13 protein-coding genes and 1 pseudogene are annotated in these 17,927 nt (G+C 42.8%); 5 read left to right on the forward strand and 9 right to left on the reverse strand.

Features of this window, described 5'->3' with window-relative positions:
- Both A1019T_RS07080 and A1019T_RS07085 read left to right on the forward strand, forming a co-directional pair.
- Window positions 1–250: pseudogene (locus A1019T_RS07080) on the forward strand (IS4 family transposase); the annotation flags it as partial.
- Between the two features lie 102 nt (window positions 251–352).
- On the forward strand, window positions 353–2,230 hold the full coding sequence (locus A1019T_RS07085; RefSeq protein ID WP_077451028.1) for a SurA N-terminal domain-containing protein: 1,878 nt from the start codon (window positions 353–355) through the stop codon (window positions 2,228–2,230).
- Window positions 2,231–2,370: 140 nt separating this feature from the next.
- On the opposite strand, the gene purH is transcribed toward A1019T_RS07085, so the two are convergent.
- The 5 genes from purH to mrcB all read right to left on the reverse strand — a co-directional run bounded on the left by purH (window position 2,371) and on the right by mrcB (window position 8,986).
- Window positions 2,371–3,945, reverse strand: coding sequence for a bifunctional phosphoribosylaminoimidazolecarboxamide formyltransferase/IMP cyclohydrolase (purH, locus tag A1019T_RS07090; protein WP_077451029.1), 1,575 nt, complete (start codon window positions 3,943–3,945; stop codon window positions 2,371–2,373).
- 229 nt (window positions 3,946–4,174) lie between these two features.
- The gene (gene fis, locus A1019T_RS07095; RefSeq protein ID WP_077451030.1) at window positions 4,175–4,462 is read right to left on the reverse strand and encodes a DNA-binding transcriptional regulator Fis; all 288 of its coding nucleotides are present in this window, start codon (window positions 4,460–4,462) and stop codon (window positions 4,175–4,177) included.
- A gap of 85 nt (window positions 4,463–4,547) precedes the next feature.
- Window positions 4,548–5,471, reverse strand: a complete 924-nt coding sequence (gene prmA, locus A1019T_RS07100; RefSeq protein ID WP_077451031.1) for a 50S ribosomal protein L11 methyltransferase — start codon at window positions 5,469–5,471, stop codon at window positions 4,548–4,550.
- 71 nt (window positions 5,472–5,542) lie between these two features.
- Window positions 5,543–6,454 carry a tetratricopeptide repeat protein gene (locus A1019T_RS07105; RefSeq protein WP_077451032.1) on the reverse strand — a complete coding sequence of 304 codons (912 nt, stop codon included), beginning with the start codon at window positions 6,452–6,454 and terminating at the stop codon, window positions 5,543–5,545.
- A gap of 123 nt (window positions 6,455–6,577) precedes the next feature.
- On the reverse strand, window positions 6,578–8,986 hold the full coding sequence (gene mrcB / locus A1019T_RS07110; protein ID WP_425271940.1) for a penicillin-binding protein 1B: 2,409 nt from the start codon (window positions 8,984–8,986) through the stop codon (window positions 6,578–6,580).
- A 389-nt stretch (window positions 8,987–9,375) separates the two neighbouring features.
- On the opposite strand from mrcB, the gene A1019T_RS07115 reads away from it, so the two are divergent.
- The gene (locus A1019T_RS07115; protein ID WP_077451034.1) at window positions 9,376–12,309 is read left to right on the forward strand and encodes a heavy metal translocating P-type ATPase; all 2,934 of its coding nucleotides are present in this window, start codon (window positions 9,376–9,378) and stop codon (window positions 12,307–12,309) included.
- A gap of 122 nt (window positions 12,310–12,431) precedes the next feature.
- Here A1019T_RS07115 and A1019T_RS07120 read toward each other — a convergent pair whose 3' ends face one another.
- Window positions 12,432–13,154 carry a Bax inhibitor-1/YccA family protein gene (locus tag A1019T_RS07120; protein WP_077451035.1) on the reverse strand — a complete coding sequence of 241 codons (723 nt, stop codon included), beginning with the start codon at window positions 13,152–13,154 and terminating at the stop codon, window positions 12,432–12,434.
- 425 nt (window positions 13,155–13,579) lie between these two features.
- On the opposite strand from A1019T_RS07120, the gene A1019T_RS07125 reads away from it, so the two are divergent.
- Together A1019T_RS07125 and A1019T_RS07130 are read left to right on the forward strand one after the other, a co-directional pair.
- A complete protein-coding gene (locus A1019T_RS07125) occupies window positions 13,580–14,599 on the forward strand; it encodes an NAD(+) kinase (RefSeq protein ID WP_208608048.1) in 1,020 nt (339 codons plus the stop codon).
- Window positions 14,600–14,651: 52 nt separating this feature from the next.
- Window positions 14,652–14,957, forward strand: a complete 306-nt coding sequence (locus tag A1019T_RS07130) for a YeaC family protein (protein WP_077451037.1) — start codon at window positions 14,652–14,654, stop codon at window positions 14,955–14,957.
- 95 nt (window positions 14,958–15,052) lie between these two features.
- On the opposite strand, the gene A1019T_RS07135 is transcribed toward A1019T_RS07130, so the two are convergent.
- The 3 genes from A1019T_RS07135 to A1019T_RS07145 form a co-directional block, all read right to left on the reverse strand.
- The gene (locus A1019T_RS07135) at window positions 15,053–15,427 is read right to left on the reverse strand and encodes a HopJ type III effector protein (RefSeq protein WP_077451038.1); all 375 of its coding nucleotides are present in this window, start codon (window positions 15,425–15,427) and stop codon (window positions 15,053–15,055) included.
- A 114-nt stretch (window positions 15,428–15,541) separates the two neighbouring features.
- Entirely contained in the window at window positions 15,542–15,787 is a 246-nt protein-coding gene (csrA, locus tag A1019T_RS07140; protein ID WP_077451039.1) for a carbon storage regulator CsrA, read from the reverse strand.
- Between the two features lie 518 nt (window positions 15,788–16,305).
- On the reverse strand, window positions 16,306–17,589 hold the full coding sequence (locus A1019T_RS07145) for an aspartate kinase (RefSeq protein ID WP_077451040.1): 1,284 nt from the start codon (window positions 17,587–17,589) through the stop codon (window positions 16,306–16,308).
- Window positions 17,590–17,927: the final 338 nt, after the last annotated feature.

Here is a 17,927-nt window from a genome sequence, read left to right on the forward strand (position 1 = left end):
GATGCGCTATATGGCCCTTAGAGCTAAGGTTAGCCCTCTAAGAATTAGCTTTCATATGGCGTCTATTACGATTGTTGATCTGTTACGGTTTGCACCTTTACAGGCTGCAGGACTCTTCCCTAAGTTGTTAGATGCAGTTTTAGAGGAAGGAAAGTTGTTTGTTATTCCTGAACGTAGAAAGCGATCTTGCCCGAGGGTGGTTAAGGGGAAACCACAAAAATATCCCAAAAAAAATACCAGTCAGCGTTAACTGACTGGCATTACACCTTAGGGTGCGTTTTTTTTGTGTCGGACCTTATTTTCGCGTATGATATTGCGTTAACCTCTTATTAACCTATGACTGATATGTACTATGGAATCGATACGTAAATTTCTTAAAAGTTGGCCTGGTAGAATTTTCTTAATGCTTTGTTTATCGCCTTTGGTAATCCTAGGGCTTGAGAGCTATTTCACTGGGTCAGCCAATGCAAATGATGTGGCTAAAGTAGGCGATCAGACGATTAGCCGCGCTGAATACCAAGACGCTATTAATAATCGCAGAAATGAACTGCTACAAAATGGGGTAGAAGCCAGTGCGATTAATACCAATGCTTTAAATCGTGAAGTTCTAGACAGTCTAATCAACCGAGCCTTACTTAGAAACCAAGCGGATCAGTTGGGCATGCACGTATCAGATCAGGTTATCAACAACTTGCTGCTACAAGACCCTCAGTTTTTAGACGAAAATAGTCAGTTTTCAAACGATCGCTTTGCTTTTTCATTGCAGCAGCAGGGCATTACTAAAGACCAGTTATTTGCGCAGTATCGTCAACAGCTAAACCTAATGCAGCTTTATGCCAGTGTGGCACAAACAGCGCTGTACCCAGAAGCTGAGATTAATGACCTATTGGCGCTACAGCTAGAAACTAGAGATGTTTGGGTATATCGCTTGCCTTGGGAGCAATACAAAGACAAAGTGTCTGTGTCGAATAAAGAGATTGAAGACTATTACAATGAGCATAAAAATGAGTTGAACAGTGTGGCTATGGTTGATCTGGCGTACATTCAACTGGATTCAAGCAAAGTAGCCGTTGCAGAAGTGACTGATGAAGAAATTCAAGCTCAGTATGATGCCTTTAAAGCTAACTATGGGGGCGATTACAGCCAAAAGCTCAGTCAAATTTTAGTGACAGGTGACAATGCCCAAAAAACCATACAGCAAATTGAAAGTCGTTTGAAAAAGGGTGAAAGCTTTGAGAAATTGGCTAAGGAGCTTTCCGAAGACCCAGTAAGTGCTGCCAAAGGCGGTGATATCGGTACCTTTAATCCTGAAGTGTTTGGCGCAGATGGCTCAAAAGTTGCCCAAGCCATTGAAGGCTTAAACAAAGGTCAGGTTTCAGCTCCAGTTAAAACCAGCTTCGGTTATCAGTTATTTAAAGTTACTGAAATGTCGGGTGCGGGTGTGCCAAGTTTAGACAGTGTACGCGAGGAGCTTGTAGCGCAAGCCAAACGTCAAAAACGTGAAGAACTAATTGCGGATAAGATTACCCGTATTAATGAGATGGCCATTGATGGGGTGAGTATTGAAGATATTGCCCAACAAGAAGAGTTAAGTGTACAGAAAATTAAAGACTACACTAAAAAGGACAATAAAACAGCTTTGGCTCAGCCAGCGGTTATTGAGGCGGCCTTTGATGACTACGCTATCCAAGATGAGTCAGTGAGCGCCAGCATTAAAGTTAATAATAATGGAACATTGTGGGTACAGCCTACCAACTATCGTCCCGTTAAGCCTTTAACGCTGAAGCAAGCTACTGCGCAAATTAAAAACGTTCTAGTGAAGCAAAAAGCCAGCGCTCAAGCTTTGGCTGCAGCTCAAAATATCAGTAAAACAGTTAATAATAAAGGCATGCAGGCTGCCCAAGCTAAATTCCAGTCTTTAGGAAATGTCAATCGTCAGAGCTCATTGCTAACGGTTGATGAACAAGCTATTGCCTTTAGTAAAGACAGTGCCAATGGTAAGCAAGTGGCTGTGTCTGAGAAGACTAAAGAGGGGGCAACGGTTCTGGTATTGGGTCCTATCACTAAGGGGTCTATGAAGGATGTCCCTGCTGCTGAGCTTTCTCAAGCAATGTTTGATATGAGAAGTATCCGTGGCCAAGAGTACTTTAGTGATTATGTTGAGTACTTAAAAGGCGCTACCAAAATCGAGAAGAACGAAAAAGTGATTAATGAGGTAGGGGGAGTATAAGACTCACCTTATCATGGTTAATTTAAGTCCTTTAAGTTTAGGAGACCAAAAAAATACCGCCTCAAATGAGGCGGTATTTTTGTTTCTATCTAAGTAATACAGCAAGTTGTTCACTTATAGAACAGATAAAACAAGTTTAATTAGTGACGGAAATGGCGCATGCCAGTGAACACCATAGCGATACCGTGCTCATTAGCGGCAGCAATGGTTTCATCATCACGGATTGAACCCCCTGGTTGAATAATAGCTTTAATACCCACTTCAGCAGCGTTATCAATGCCGTCTCTGAATGGGAAGAAGGCATCTGATGCCATAACTGCACCTTCAGTCTTAAGGTTAGCATGCTCTGCTTTGATAGCCGCAATACGAGCTGAATTAACACGGCTCATTTGACCAGCACCAACACCGATTGTGCGCTTATCTTTACCATAGACGATAGCATTAGATTTCACATATTTGGCCACAGTCCAAGTAAATAGAAGATCTTCTAACTGCTCAGCAGTAGGCTGTAAGTCAGTAACTACTTGTAAATCATCTGCAGTGATTAAGCCCAAGTCTTGGTTTTGAATCAATAAACCGCCCGTCACACGTTTATAGTCAAATTGAGCAGCACGGTTTTGTGGGTTAGGTAACTCACCACAGGTTAAAACACGGACGTTTTTCTTCGCAGCTGTAATTTCAAGGACGCCTTTCTCTAAGCTTGGAGCAATAATAACTTCAGCAAATTGATTATCAACGATAGCTTTAGCAGTTTGCTTAGTTAGCGGACGGTTGAAAGCAATGATGCCACCAAAAGATGACTCAGGGTCGGTACTAAAGGCAGTCTTATAAGCTTCAGTTTGATCCGCATTGATTGCCACGCCACAAGGGTTAGCATGCTTAACGATCACACATGCAGACTCAGAGAATGATTTTACACACTCTAAAGCAGCATCGGTGTCGGCGATGTTGTTGTAAGATAACTCTTTACCTTGATGCTGTTTGACAGTAGAGATGCTGCCTTCGCCCGAGCCGTTCTCTTCCACGTAGAAAGCCGCTTGCTGATGTGGGTTTTCGCCATAGCGTAAATCTTGAGCTTTTTTCAACTGTACGTTGAAAGTACGAGCAAAGTTATCTGGCTCTTCAAACGACTGTAAACGGCTGCCTAAGAAGTTAGCAATCATGCCGTCGTAATGAGCAGTGTGTTCAAAGGCTTTAACGGCCAAATCAAAACGTGTCTTTTGGGATAGGCTACCCGCTTCTTTTAGCTCTGTTAAAATAGAATCGTAGTCTGCAGGATTGGTAATGATAGCCACGTGCTCATGGTTTTTAGCAGCAGAGCGAACCATTGTTGGCCCACCAATGTCAATGTTTTCAATAGCATCTGCTTTGGTGACATCTGGTTTTGCAACGGTTTGGGCGAATGGATATAAGTTGACCACGACCAAGTCGATAGGGCGAATACCGTGCTCGCTCATGACGGCATCATCTTGACCACGGCGGCCTAAAATGCCCCCATGAATTTTTGGATGTAGAGTTTTCACACGGCCATCCATCATCTCAGCGAAGCCGGTATAGTCTGCTACTTCAGTCACTGCGATGCCATTGTCAGACAATAGGCGATAAGTACCACCTGTTGATAATAAATCATATCCTGCTTCGATTAGGCCTTTGGCAAAGCTTTCGATTTGAGCTTTATCAGAAACAGAAATAAGAGCGTACGGCTTATCAGACATAGTTTTTCCCATAGTGTATACGATAAAAAGGGTGATTAGATTCTGAAATCATCGTGGGTTTTAAGTAATTGTCTTAACCCTGTCAGGCTAAGACCCGGGTATATTAGTGCAAAACTGAAAATATGACAAAACTTTAGCTCACTAGGAGTAAAGTTCGCTAGCCCATTATCTGTTTTGCCCCTAACATAAAGCGTTAACTTTTATATAAAAATAAAAGCAAAATAAAAAATCACATCAAACCATACTGCTGCATCTTCTTGCGCAAAGTGCCTCGATTTAATCCCAATATTAGAGCAGTTTTAGACTGGTTGCCCTGGGTTTGCTCAAGAACGACTTCCAATAGCGGTTTTTCAACTTCTTGCAGTATGGTCTGGTATAGATTGGTGGCTGTTTCTCCTTCAAGTTCTATAAAATACTGCTCAACCGCTTGCTGCACATGAAAACGAAGCGGCATACGACCTTCGCTACCGTTCGCTAAAGGGCTTGCGTCACTTAAAGAAGAGATTTGGTTATCCATAGCTTTATAATAAATCTAATAGTGAATAAAAGGTGGGTTTAAACTTTAATTTTAAGAGCGTTTTTAGTTAACTAGAGCCGTGCAATTAACCCTTAAAAGTACCTGATAAGCGGTGCCAATGAGAATCGTCATGATTGTCATTTTTCTCATACGAGTGACGGGTATCTAGATTAAACCAAGGCTGATAGGTGCTGATGACATCTTCTAGCTGCTCGGAGATTAGGCCTGCCAGTACAATGCCGCCTTGAGGTTTGATTAGAGTCGCCAGATAAGGAGCCAACTCCATTAAAGGTTTGGCTAAGATATTCGCAACAATAATATCTGCTTTAGGAATATCTCCAGCTTCAAAAGCTTTGGCAAAGTCTTCAGGTAAGAACGCCTGTAATTGCTGATCCACATCATTACGCTCAGCATTTTGCTTGGTGGCTAAAACGGCCTGAGGGTCAATATCAACACTATAGACTTGCTTCGCACCTAGCAAAAGAGCAGCAATGCCTAAGATGCCTGAGCCACACCCATAGTCAATAACAACTTTATCTGATAAATCTTGGTCAGTTAGCCAGTCTAGGCATAGGCGAGTAGTTGCATGATAGCCGGTACCAAAGGCTAAGCCCGGATCCATCATAATGTTTATCGCCTCTGGATTAGGAGGGGTCATCCACTTAGGAACAATCCATAAGTTATTGGTACATTCAATAGGGGCGTAATGTGACATCCACTCGCGTTCCCAATCCGTATCGGCAAGGGCAGTGGTCCAGACGCGTCGGGCATTAACTTGCACAGCAATGGTCTGTGCTGCCGACTCAATGTCTTGTGCATTATCTGCGGTGAAAAGTCCCGTTAGGATAACTTCGTCCCACAAAGGAGACTGACCCGGCAATGGCTCAAATAACGGCTGATCTCCAGCATCTTCTAAGCTAATTGAAAGTGCGCCTTCTTCTAACAATAGGCTTTCGGCCAAGTCCACATCTTGCTTTGCACACTGCAGGTGTAATTGCTGCCAATCCATAATGATCCTTAGGGTAAATAAACTTTATAAAATGGTATATTTTAACGTGATACTACTTAGGTTGATAGCCTTTATCTTGAGAGGGCAGCTTTTGCTTCCTTAATGACTCGGCTGTTGCCTTGAGCCTGACCAGCTATCAAAATAATTTGCCACAAGGCTCTTTTTCTGGCTTCAGTCTGAGCCACCACCAACCCACGACGGGCCATGGCTTCGGCCTTCAAAGGTTGGTTCTGTTTTAAAGCCACTTGACCCAAATAGAAGTAAACTGCTGAGGATTGAGGGGCTAAGCGCTGCGCTCGGGTGAAAGTAGCTTGAGCGGCAGAGACTTGGCCTTGACGTAATTGCTCAACCCCAGTGTCCATTAGTTTTTGAAAAGCAGGAATAGTACTACCATCTTGGATAGAGGTTGGTCTATTAGTCGATTTTTTTGAGTTCTGACGCGCCTGCTCCAGTAGGCTTTGCTGTACTGTTTTGGCATCTGCTACGGGAAGCTTAACTACCGGAGCTTCATTGGTGGCAATAGGGCTAGAGGGGATAGGAGAGGCGGGTCTAGTTTGGCCCACAGCATTAGGGTTATCGCTAGGAGTGCTGTCTTTAGTAGCCTCAGGCTCCTGGCTACTTTCTGTGGGAGGCTCTACCGGATAGGAAGGCTGGTGATCAAAACCTGACTCTTGTGCCACAGCTTCAGTATTGTCATCCACCTCCAAAATTGGGTAGTCCTCTTCAATGCCTTGGTAAACAGGAGAAGAATCTGAAGCAGCAGTTGGATTTGGGCTAGTTTGACTGGTGGGCTGGGTCACAGTCACTGAAGAAGGGGTTGATAAGCCATCAGTACTTTGACAGCCCGTCACAGCACCCAGCATAAGTAAGCCAAGCGCTGAACTCGCTAGTAAAGATTTTAAGGGGCTAACTTTGGCAGAAGTTCTAGCCGCTGTTGCAGTTGTTGTAGCTTTTGCAATAGGTACTTGGGATTGCAGAGACATAATTTCAATCCAAATTGGTAAGTTGGGGGCAGACCATTAAGTAAAGCCGACTCATTAATAATGATGAGTCAGCTTTGGCACTCTAAAAACTAGATGTTAAAAAAGTTAAACTTAGCAGGAAGATTAAAACCATTCTAGAGCTTTATCATACCAAGTGTCGCCCGAATTCTCACTGTTATTGTTGTTTGAAGCCCCGCCTTCGTCATTTTGAGAACCCATACCGCCCTCATTATTTTCACCGTTTGAAGCGCCGGAGGGCATGCCTTCTTGGACACTATCTAACTCACGACTGCGATTCAATAGCGCTTTACGTTGATCGTTGAGCCAGCGCATTTGTTGGCGGGATTGTTCTTGTTGATAAAGCTCTAAGGCGCAGTCACTGGCATCTTCCGGTAAACTCCTTGATAGTACAGGCAGGTATCTTGCGCCTGGACAGCTTTCATGAGACAGCTTACCAGTACCGTTTTCTAACCAGAGCCACTCAACACTATCAGGCTGTACCAATTCGACAGGCGTTAGACGCAAGCGGCCCATAAAGTCTTTCCATAAGGGCAGGGCGCCACTGCCACCACTTAGACCAATAGGTTTGTTGTCATCTCGGCCGACCCAGACCACACTGACGTAGTTACCACTGTAGCCTGCAAACCAAGCATCTCGGTAATCATTGGTGGTCCCTGTTTTACCCGCTAAATTAAGATCGCTACCTAAAGACTTCAATGAGCTCGCTGTGCCATTTCTAACCACTTCTTGCAGCGCATAGTTGGTTAGATAGTTAACATCAGGGGGGACACTGCGTTTGGTATCAAATCCAGAGCGCTGTAAAATACTGCCTCTATCATCTACCACAGTACGGATACTGATAATGGGAGTGCGGAATCCACCGGCTGCCACAACTTGATACATGCCCAACATGTCCATAGGACTCAGCTCGACAGAGCCTAAGAACAAAGAGGGGTAAGTGGGAATTTTTTCATTGATACCCAAGCGATGCATCTGATTGACAAGGGTTCCCACCCCGAATTCTACCCCAGTATTAACAGCTGCCTGGTTGTAAGACTTCGCCAGCGCCGTGGTTAAAGGCACATAACCATGATCCACCCCATCATAGTTTTTGGGAGTCCAGCTGCTACCATCAGATAGGTTTAAGGTGACAGGACTGTCATTGACCGAGCTGGCAAGATTGTACTTGCCACTTTCAAGAGCCGTCATATAGATAAAAGGCTTTAACAGTGAGCCGACTTGACGCTTAGCATCTACCGCACGGTTAAATCCAGTAAATTCACTACCACTACCAATGGCAGCCACCAGCTCACCTGAAGCGGGATTGGCACTCAATAAGGCTGCTTGTAAAGGTTTGGTCTTACTGCTTTTTTTTCGTAGCACTGACAGCTGCTTTTGTACCGCATTATCAGCCGCAAACTGAGCAATAGGATCTAAGGTACTAAAAACTCGAAGCCCTTCGTTCTTTAGATCTTCGGGATGATAGTTTGACTGCAGCTCACGTTTTACAATATCTAAAAAGTCTGGAAAACGGCTTTTACCTACACTAGGCTTTTCGACGACATCAAGCGGTTTTGCTATGGCCTCTTCATAAGTTTCTTGGTCGATTTTTCCAGTAGCTAACATATTAGCTAAGACCGTATTTCGTCTGTCTAAGGCCCGCTCAGGGTTACGACGAGGGTTGTAGTAACTGGTACCTTTCGCTAAGCCAACCAGTAAGGCTTGCTGATCAATTCTTAACTCTTTTAACGGTTGATTAAAATAAAACTGCGCGGCTAACCCAAAGCCATTAATAGAGCGATTGCCATTTTGACCTAAGTTAATCTCATTCAAATAGGTTTGTAAAATCTCATCTTTGCTGTAGTGCATCTCTAGCAATAACGCCATAACCGCTTCATTGGCTTTGCGCTTTAAAGTACGGTCTGAGCTAAGGTAGAAGTTTTTAACCAACTGCTGAGTGATGGTCGAGCCACCCTGCATAGAACCGCCTTGCAAGTTATTATAAAAAGCTCGGCCAATGCCTTTTAAAGACACCCCTTTATGCTGATAAAACCCTCTATCCTCAGTAGAGATTAAGGCATCAATAAGCGGCTGTGGAATCTCAGAGATCGGTAGTACGATGCGATCTTCATTATTATCTGGATAAATACCGCCAATAGTTACTGGTTCAATGCGTACAATTCCGGTATCACTAGGCTGGGTGCTTTGAATGCTAGTGATCTTTGAGTCTTGAATTTTGATCTTGATAACCTGCTCAGGATCAACATCACTGGCGCTATACTGGAATCCCCGAGTATGAATCACATACTGACCAGAGGATTTATTATAAGTACCGGTACGATCATAGTTTGAGCTGGATTTGTAGTTTAGCATCTCTAACCACGAGTCTAAGTTTTTGGTGGTTAGGGTAGCGCCTTGGTAGAGCTCAAGAGGTTGCGAATAGACTTTGGCGGGGATATTCCAGCGCTTACCTTCAAATTTAGCGGTAATGACTCTATCTTGCTTAATTAAATACATAGCAAGAATCACCATACCGACAATGATGATAATCAGTAATAAAAAACCAAGCACTGAGCCTCTTTGTTGTTCAGGATTTGGCGTCTTGCCTGTAAAAGTATTTAAAGAGGAGGCTGATGATTTAGAAATGGGGGATTTTGCTAAAGAAGGTTTATGATGCACGATAGTTTTACCAACATAAAAAAGACCTGATTATAATGACGGAAAACCGCCTTTTTTTCAATGTAAATGCTATTTAATACTCGGCTATTGTACATTAAAACTAGGTTTTCATTGCTTTTCCATAACCCAACTCAAAGATGGATTAAATATTGATCGCTTATATTCAGATAACAGTGCTTAGTTGTTAAGACCTGATACAATAGACAGTATCTTTACTGCGACAATTTGTTGTGAATAATGTTATGACCCATCCTAAAAATAGTTCTATCCAGCCTACCAACTCTAGTACTAGTAGCTCCTCTAATTCAGCCTATTCTGACACTAAGTCAGAAACAGGGGTGAACCAGCAGATGCCCATTAACTATTTGGCCGAGGACATTGATAATTTAATACTGCCCCCTGATGGGTGCTGCTTTCATTGTGCTGAGCCTGTGCCAGAGCCTCCGTTTACCGCTCATATCCTAGGTGAAGATCGATTGATGTGCTGTATGGGCTGTCAATTGGCCGCTGAAAGTATTGTTGAGGCGGGGCTTGAACAGTATTACCTCGATCGCTCAGAAATCAACCGCACGGCGAGCATGCCGACAGAGCTAGAGCGCTTAAGAGCTTATGACCATGAGGACATTCAAGCTCAATTTGTCTACGCCGCTGATGGGAAATCAGTGGCTGAGCTTTCAGTAAATAACCTACGCTGTGCTGCTTGTACTTGGCTAATTGAAACCCGGTTGTATGAAATGCCTGGGGTCGATAAATGTCAGGTGAACTTAACCAATCAGCGGATGCGAGTGATTTGGGATGAGGACAAACTGCCCATTAGTGATATTTTGGCCACCATCAACCAAATAGGCTATGACGCCAAACCGTATCGTCAAGATACCCATGAGGCGATGCTAGAGCGTAACAATAAAAAGATGATGATTCGTCTAGGTATTGCTGCCCTCGGGGCGATGCAAGCTATGATGTTCGCGGTCGGCATGTATTTTGGTAACTACACCAGCTTTAGTGGGATGTTGGTTGAACAAAGGGATTTTCTACGTTGGGTATCGCTGTTCGTTAGTATTCCCGTCTTTTTCTACTGTGCAGTGCCATTTTTCACCTCGGCTTGGTCGGCAATAAAAATCCGTCAGGTGAATATGGATGTGCCGGTCAGTATTGCTTTAATAGTGACCTTCTTTGCCAGTTTATATGCCACCATCTCCGGAACAGGTGAGACCTATTACGACTCGGTCAGCATGTTTGTATTCTTCTTATTGGCAGGGCGTTATATCGAGCATAATGCGCGGCTCAAAGCGGCTAATATGGCCAATGACTTGGTGGTGGTTGAGCCCACCTTGGTACAACGCTTGGGCAATGAATTGGCGCTAATACAGCAGATAGATCAGGCCAATATCACTCCCAATCAGTCGGTAGAGCAAAAAATTGAAATGGCCGAACATGCTTTGGTATTAACGGATGCTGAGCACCAGAAACTGGCACAATTAGGCGAGCTGATCCATGCTGCTAAGCGTAGCAAACAGTCTGAACAGCAGGCAGCGCTACAAGTACAAGCTCAAGGTGTTCAAAAGCAGAATGTCGTAACTGGCGAAACAGACTTAAATTCACAACCACAAAAATATGAGACAGTAACCGCTCACACTTTAAATATCGGCGATGTCATTATGATTGACGCGGGTAGTGAGGTGGTCGCGGACGGCATATTGTGTAGTGAAACTGCGACCGTATCTCAAAGTCTGTTGACTGGGGAGAGTCTACTGATAGTTAAGCACAGAGGCGATAGGGTCATTGGCGGGTCACAGAATGACAGCCAGCCTTTTGTGATGATCGTAACTGAACTACCCGAGAACAGCCAGATTGCCCTGATTGACCGTCTAATGAACCGAGCTCTTAGTGAGAAGCCGAAAGTGGCTGAGCAAGCGGATAAATGGGCACGTTGGTTTGTGGCCAGAATTCTGGTATTGGCCGTGTTTGTCTTTATTGCTTGGTACTTCGTTGATCCCTCTCAGGCGCTTTGGGCCACTGTTGCGGTATTAGTGGCCACTTGTCCTTGTGCGTTGTCACTTGCCACGCCGATTGCCTTAACGGTTTCAACTAATAGGCTGGCAAGTTATGGCTTCTTAACCACGCGGGGTCATACCATTCAAACCTTGGCCGAAGTTACCCATGTGGCTTTTGATAAAACGGGTACCTTGACGTATGGTAAGCCTAATCTTCTCTACATTGAGCCACTTCAGTCACTTGTTGAGTCAGAAAGTACAGAGAAAGATTCAGCTACGCGTATGGATCAAGAACAGCTGTTGGCCATTGCTGCCGCTTTAGAAGTGGGCAGTAGACACCCTATAGCCAGTGCCTTGCTTGATGCTGCTTACCAGCTTCATTTGCCGTCTGTGACCGATTTGGTCCATCATACTGCTGGCGGTGTTGAGGCTGTGGTCAATGATATCGGAGGCGGTTATAAATACCGTTTGGGTCATGTTGACTTTGCCTTAAATCATACAGATTCAGAATCGGTGGCTGCTAAAGACAAGCTACAAATACAGCTACAAAAACATAATGCCAGTACTGCGGTAATGTTGACTCGATGTCGCCTAGCTTCAGAGGGTGAGACGGCGGGTGAAGTTTGGAAGGCCATGGCGCTGTACTATTTCAATGATAGCGTTAGAGAAGGGGTGGCAGAGATGATCGCTGCCTTGCAAGCTGAGAATATAGAAACAGTAATCTTGACCGGGGACCCTAGTGAGCATGCCCAAACAGTGGCCAAAGAGTTGGGGGTTGATAAGGTCTACTTCGGCTTATCGCCAAGTGATAAAGTCGACCATATCAAAGAGTTACAACAGCAAGGTCATGTGGTGATGATGGTTGGGGACGGTATTAACGATGCTCCAGTATTGGCCGCCGCAAATATCTCAACTGCCATTGCAGGTGCTGCTGATTTGGCTCAGGTCTCAAGTGACAGTGTCATCTTAAACGGCAAAGTGCCTGCAGTATATGACGCGAAGCGTGTGGCGGATAAAGCGCAGCATATTATTAAACAAAACTTACGCTGGGCATTAACCTATAACTCAGTGGTGCTACTGCCTGCGGCTTTTGGCTATGTGCCCCCTTGGTTGGCGGCCATTGGCATGTCACTAAGCTCACTGGTTGTGGTGTTAAATGCCTTACGCCTAAAAAGAGCTTAGAATAAGGCAATACTGATGAAAGTTGATGAATAAAGCTAAATAGAGACATAAAAAAGGGGTTCCAATTGGAACCCCTTCTTTTTGATAAGTTGATAAGATCGTTAGTTTTAAACTTAGACCGTTTAGTCTTGGAAGTGGCTTAATAAGCGCATGAATTCGAAGTACATCCAAACCAGAGTGGCTAAGATACCGATGCCGAATACCCATTCATAGTCTTCTGATACGCCGGCAGCTACAGCACGCTCAACGTTATCGAAATCAAGCAGTAGGCTAAATGAGGCGATTACTACCACAAATAAGCTAAAGCCAATGGCTACTAGGCCGCCAGTTTGGAATAAGAAAGGCAGAGAGGAGCCAAATAGAACGAAGCCCCATTGCACAATATAAATTAGCAGAATAGCAAAAATAGCGGACATCATGACTGAGCGAAACTTTTCATTTACCTTGATCATGCCTGAACGATAAAGTCCTAACATTACTGCAGCGGTAACGAAGGTAGCGGCTAGGGCGTTAGCGGGAATACTAGGGTCAATGCCCATAAACATAATTGACACGCCGCCTAAAAATAGACCTTCTAAGATGGCATACGGAGCTGCTAAAGATTTGGCTTTTTGAGGTTTAAAAGTAATAAACAGTGCCAAACCAAAAGCGGCAAACATACTGCCGAAGGTGATCATCTGAGCCATACCGCCGCTGATGCCACCACTGATAATGAAGAAGAAAAAGCCCAAAGCGGCAACAGCGCTTAGACCCAATAAAAAGCTGGTTTTATGCACAACGCCCTTAACGGTCATTGATTTGCCGCCAACGGCAAGTTCTGTACGACTGACAATAGGGTTTGCCATATTGATTTATTCCTTTAGTATTTAGTTATGAATATACTAGCTATTCACATGTTACCTAGATTTTTTAAAACTTAATTTTAGCTTCAATTTATTACGGTTAGTTATCGGCTATAATAACGTAATTCTACAAGTGAGGTAAAGTTATCTTACTTGAGGCTAAAGTTAACTCAAATCAGGAAAAAATGTGAGCACATTTAAGTAGTTAATGGTCACGATTAAGCCCATTTTCAATATCGACTTTTTTTTATTGTATGGGGTGTAACGGTTATTAAGTCGCTTTTCATCGAGGCTCTTAGTGAGAATTGGACAATAGGTTAATGCAGTGAATCTGATAATGTGGTACGCTTAGCCACTCTATTTAAAGCGATACAAACTGCTAGTAAGCCTATTAAACTTTGAATAACTTAATAAATTATCAAAATTAAATGACCTATTTGATGAAGCTTAAGCCTATGGAAAGCTCCGCGCAGTCCGATAAGCTCCCACACTTATCAGAGTCTCCTCATTTTCATTCTATAAAAAACCCCGCTTTTAGACGCATAGGCTTGATGGGTCGTGCTCGTAAAAGAGGGGTAATCACTACCATCCATGAGATTGGTCAACGTATTAATGAGATGGGGTTGAGTCTTTATGTGGATTCAGAAACCGCCACTTTGCCTGATCTTGAGCTTGAGAAGCTGAATCAATTACAGATAGTTAAACGTAGTTTACTGGGTGAGATTTGTGACCTAGTAATTGTGGTGGGAGGGGATGGATCCATTCTTCATGCCGCCCAAGCTTTAGCGCGCTACCGGGTGCCCGTATTGGGTGTGAACCGAGGTAGATTAGGATTCTTAACAGATGTGAATCCTGATGAGGTCGGAGTTAAATTACAGCAAGTGTTGATGGGCGATTATCAATTGGATCAAAGATTCTTATTGATGATGGAGATTCAAGAAAATCATGAGATTATCCATCAAGATATGGCCCTAAACGATGTGGTATTGCACGCTGGTAAATCAGTGCACATGATAGATTTTCAATTAAAGATTGATGGTCTAGATGTTTATCGTCAACACAGCGATGGTCTTATTGTGGCCACACCCACAGGATCAACTGCTTATGCCTTATCCGGTGGTGGCCCTATTATTCACCCTAGTTTGGATGCGATTTGCTTAGTGCCTATGCATCCGCATACCTTATCGAGTCGTCCTATCGTGGTGAGCGATAAAAGTGAGATCATGATCCGGATCCATAAGGACAATCGTACTCAGCCAATGGTAAGCGCAGATGGGAAGCCTAGTATTGCTCTAGAGCAGCATCACAGATTATTTATTCGTAAGCATCCTGATAAGTTAACTTTATTACACCCTCCAGGTTTTGATTTTTATGAAGCGTGTCGCACTAAGCTAAACTGGAACGTACATGCTGAAGAGTTTGCTTTAGATGGTGAAGAGGATTTATAGTCACTAAGTGGTATAAATTTTAGCTTTGTTGGTATTAAATATGAGGTATTACATGAATAAAGAAGATGTATTTGCAGCAATGACTCCTGAATTAGTGGCTTGTTTTCGAACAGCAATTGAGTTAGGCAAATGGCCTGATGGCAATAAGATAACCCCAGAGCAACGTGAGACTTGTATGCAAGCAGTGATGATTTGGGAGCACGAAAATCTGCCACCTCAAGAGCGTGTGGGCTACATCCATAAGCCTGTGAAAAAAGATGGTACTGTGGTTGGTGAGGAGTGTGATGTAGAGCATGAGCATCATTATCCCAATATGCCAAATCCTAAAGGGGATATTCAGCCAGTCAAGTTCCGCTAACTTATCATAGCTATCTTCAATAGATAAAACAGAAATTTAAAGCAAAAAAAAGACTAACCTAGGTTAGTCTTTTTTTATTGCCAAGTAATAAGCAACTAGAGGTTTTTTACATCAACCTCTGGACGAGGTGTTAATGGGTTTTTTTCCATTAAAAAGGCATTCCAACCCCAATGTAGAAAGTTACGGATATTAGCGTGATCCGTACCATTTGGAGTGGCCAGTACCGACTGGTAATGCTCACCAAACAACTTTAGGGTATCAACTTTATTTAAGCCATGATGTTTGGCAAAACCAAAAATCTTAGCACTGCCTTCATTGACACCAGGCTCATTAACGCTATCCCCATTGCTAAATTTAACAGGGGTGTAACGATAAAAATCGTCGATAAAATTAATGACGTCATTAAAGCCAATGGCTTTTTTATCTAGTCCGTTTAGTAGTGCAGATACGTCAGAATATCGGATACTCATAATGGCCTCATTATTAAATCAGAACTGATTATTAGCTACTAATATTTAGTATATTGTCAGAGGCATCCTCATAAAACTGATGCCTCTTTAGGACAATACGTTAAAAATGATTAGTTATCTATTAAAAAAGTCGTCATCGTCAAATGAGGTAGGAAAGTTGCTTTGCTCTAAGTGCTGCATTTGAGACTGCATTACCCGTTCATGCTGAATACGTTGATAAATTTCTTCACGATGCACAGCAATATCTTTCGGTGCATTTACGCCAATACGAACTTGATTGCCTTTCACACCCAAAACAGTGACACTTACCTCGTCACCAACCATTAAAGTTTCACCAACACGGCGAGTTAAAATTAACATGCGTCACACTCCTTATGTCGCAATTGAAAAAATTGGCAAATGCCAAATGATGAAATAGTCATAACGCTGCCCATTAAGTTTGCCCTTTAAGAAAGGCGACTTTGATTGTCCAACGCTATTTTGAAGTTATTCGCTAAATTTAAGAGTATCCAATTAAATAATGGAATGCCCAAAATATAGCTAACCAACAATCAACTTTTCAAGGGAATATAAAGTGTTCAAAATAGCATTGCTATTGCTGATATATTTGCCCTAAGGATCAGATATCCTTTTAATTACACCAGCATAGACCATATTCGAACAGAACATTATAAGACTTTATAGCGGCACTGTCATTAATATTCACTATTTTTAACATACAGTCCGATTTTTAAGCCTTATATAAATTAAAAGAGCCCGAAGACTCTTTTAACATAGCAAAGTTTGTTAATAAAATTCCAGCTAATTAATGTGAAATTAAATTACCTGTTATTAACCTTATTACCTGTCTTACTATTTAGCTAGCCAGGTGTTAAAGATTATAGTCCAGCAACTTTGCTTTCACCATCAGCACGGTCTAAACCAAATGCAGTATGTAGAGATTTAACTGCTTTTTCTAAGTGTTGTTCTTTGATCAAAACAGAGATTTTGATTTCACTGGTAGAAATCATTTGGATGTTGATGTTGTTCTCAGCCAATACTTGGAACATTTTGCTCGCCACGCCAGCATGTGAGCGCATACCCACACCTACCAAAGATACTTTAACCACATCTGTGTTGCCATGAATTTCTTTGGCATCGATATCTTGTTTAATATTTTCTAAGATTTTTACTGCTTTATCAAAGTCAGGACGATTCACAGTAAAGCTGAAGTCAGTTAAACCTTGATCGGATAGGTTCTGTAAAATCATATCAATTTCGATATTAGCATCGCTAATAGGGGTCAAAATTGAAGAGGCAACGCCAGGATGATCAGGCACACCACGTACCACAATCTTTGCTTCGTCTCTGTTAAATGCGATACTTGAAATGACCGGCTGTTCCATGTCGTCTCCTTCGTCTACTGTGATCAGTGTGCCAACATTTTGGCGGAATTCTTCATCAAAGCTGCCGTCTTGACCTTCATCAAAACTAGACAGAACTCTTAAAGGTACTTGGTATTTACCAGCGAACTCAACGGCACGAATTTGCAATACTTTCGAGCCTAAGCTGGCCATTTCTAGCATTTCTTCAAAAGTTATTTTATCAAGCTTACGCGCTTTGGCGGTAACGCGTGGGTCCGTGGTATATACACCATCGACATCCGTATAGATTTGACACTCATCAGCGCCTAAAGCAGCAGCAAGGGCCACCCCTGTAGTGTCTGAACCACCACGGCCTAAAGTGGTAATATTGCCTTCAGCATCAACACCTTGGAAGCCCGCAACCACTACCACATTACCTGCATCAAGCTGTGCCTGAATTTTTTCAGCATCGATGGCTTCGATACGGGCTTTATTGTGCTTGTTATCAGTACGAATAGCGACTTGACCACCAGTAAAAGAGCGGGCACCAATACCAAGCTCTTTGATAGCCATAGATAACAAGGAGATAGAAACTTGCTCACCCGTAGAGACCATTTGGTCGTATTCACGAGGATCTGGAGTGCTGCTGATTTGATTGGCAAGGTCGATTAATCGGTTAGTCTCACCGCTCATGGCTGATACGACAACGATTACTTGATGTCCATGGTCATGCCAGCGCTTAATTCGCTTTGCAACATTTTTGATACGGTCGATACTGCCCATCGACGTACCACCATATTTTTGTACAATCAATGCCATGTGAAACCCTTTGAATTGAAAGTTTGGTTTTCACCATTATCTCTACTACTATCGCCCAAACTTATGCCTTAAATGAGAAACGCTGTTGATATACAGTCACTACGACATAAGTAGTAAGAGAAAATAATAATAAAAAACGGTAATCCCTTGGTTTATTTGAATTTGTCTGTACGTGTAATGAGATTGATAACCCTGATAGAGACATCTAATCATTTTATTAAATGAATCTGTTTTAATCGTCAAAAAACTATTCAGACAAACGTACTTTATATCACAACAGAGCGTTACCATCAAAGAAAGCAGGAAAATTAATGATGGTAAATAGTTATGGGTAACTA

Origin of the sequence: Psychrobacter piechaudii, assembly GCF_900162825.1 — a bacterium.
Taxonomy (GTDB): domain Bacteria; phylum Pseudomonadota; class Gammaproteobacteria; order Pseudomonadales; family Moraxellaceae; genus Psychrobacter; species Psychrobacter piechaudii.

Bases quoted from the DNA above. Each gene is read 5' to 3' on its own strand.
- A1019T_RS07085 (WP_077451028.1), top strand. From the start codon at position 353: ATGGAATCGATACGTAAATTTCTTAAAAGTTGGCCTGGTAGAATTTTC.
- purH (WP_077451029.1), bottom strand. From the start codon at position 3,945: ATGTCTGATAAGCCGTACGCTCTTATTTCTGTTTCTGATAAAGCTCAA.
- fis (WP_077451030.1), bottom strand. From the start codon at position 4,462: ATGGATAACCAAATCTCTTCTTTAAGTGACGCAAGCCCTTTAGCGAAC.
- prmA (WP_077451031.1), bottom strand. From the start codon at position 5,471: ATGGATTGGCAGCAATTACACCTGCAGTGTGCAAAGCAAGATGTGGAC.
- A1019T_RS07105 (WP_077451032.1), bottom strand. From the start codon at position 6,454: ATGTCTCTGCAATCCCAAGTACCTATTGCAAAAGCTACAACAACTGCA.
- mrcB (WP_425271940.1), bottom strand. From the start codon at position 8,986: ATGGTGATTCTTGCTATGTATTTAATTAAGCAAGATAGAGTCATTACC.
- A1019T_RS07115 (WP_077451034.1), top strand. From the start codon at position 9,376: ATGACCCATCCTAAAAATAGTTCTATCCAGCCTACCAACTCTAGTACT.
- A1019T_RS07120 (WP_077451035.1), bottom strand. From the start codon at position 13,154: ATGGCAAACCCTATTGTCAGTCGTACAGAACTTGCCGTTGGCGGCAAA.
- A1019T_RS07125 (WP_208608048.1), top strand. From the start codon at position 13,580: ATGACCTATTTGATGAAGCTTAAGCCTATGGAAAGCTCCGCGCAGTCC.
- A1019T_RS07130 (WP_077451037.1), top strand. From the start codon at position 14,652: ATGAATAAAGAAGATGTATTTGCAGCAATGACTCCTGAATTAGTGGCT.
- A1019T_RS07135 (WP_077451038.1), bottom strand. From the start codon at position 15,427: ATGAGTATCCGATATTCTGACGTATCTGCACTACTAAACGGACTAGAT.
- csrA (WP_077451039.1), bottom strand. From the start codon at position 15,787: ATGTTAATTTTAACTCGCCGTGTTGGTGAAACTTTAATGGTTGGTGAC.
- A1019T_RS07145 (WP_077451040.1), bottom strand. From the start codon at position 17,589: ATGGCATTGATTGTACAAAAATATGGTGGTACGTCGATGGGCAGTATC.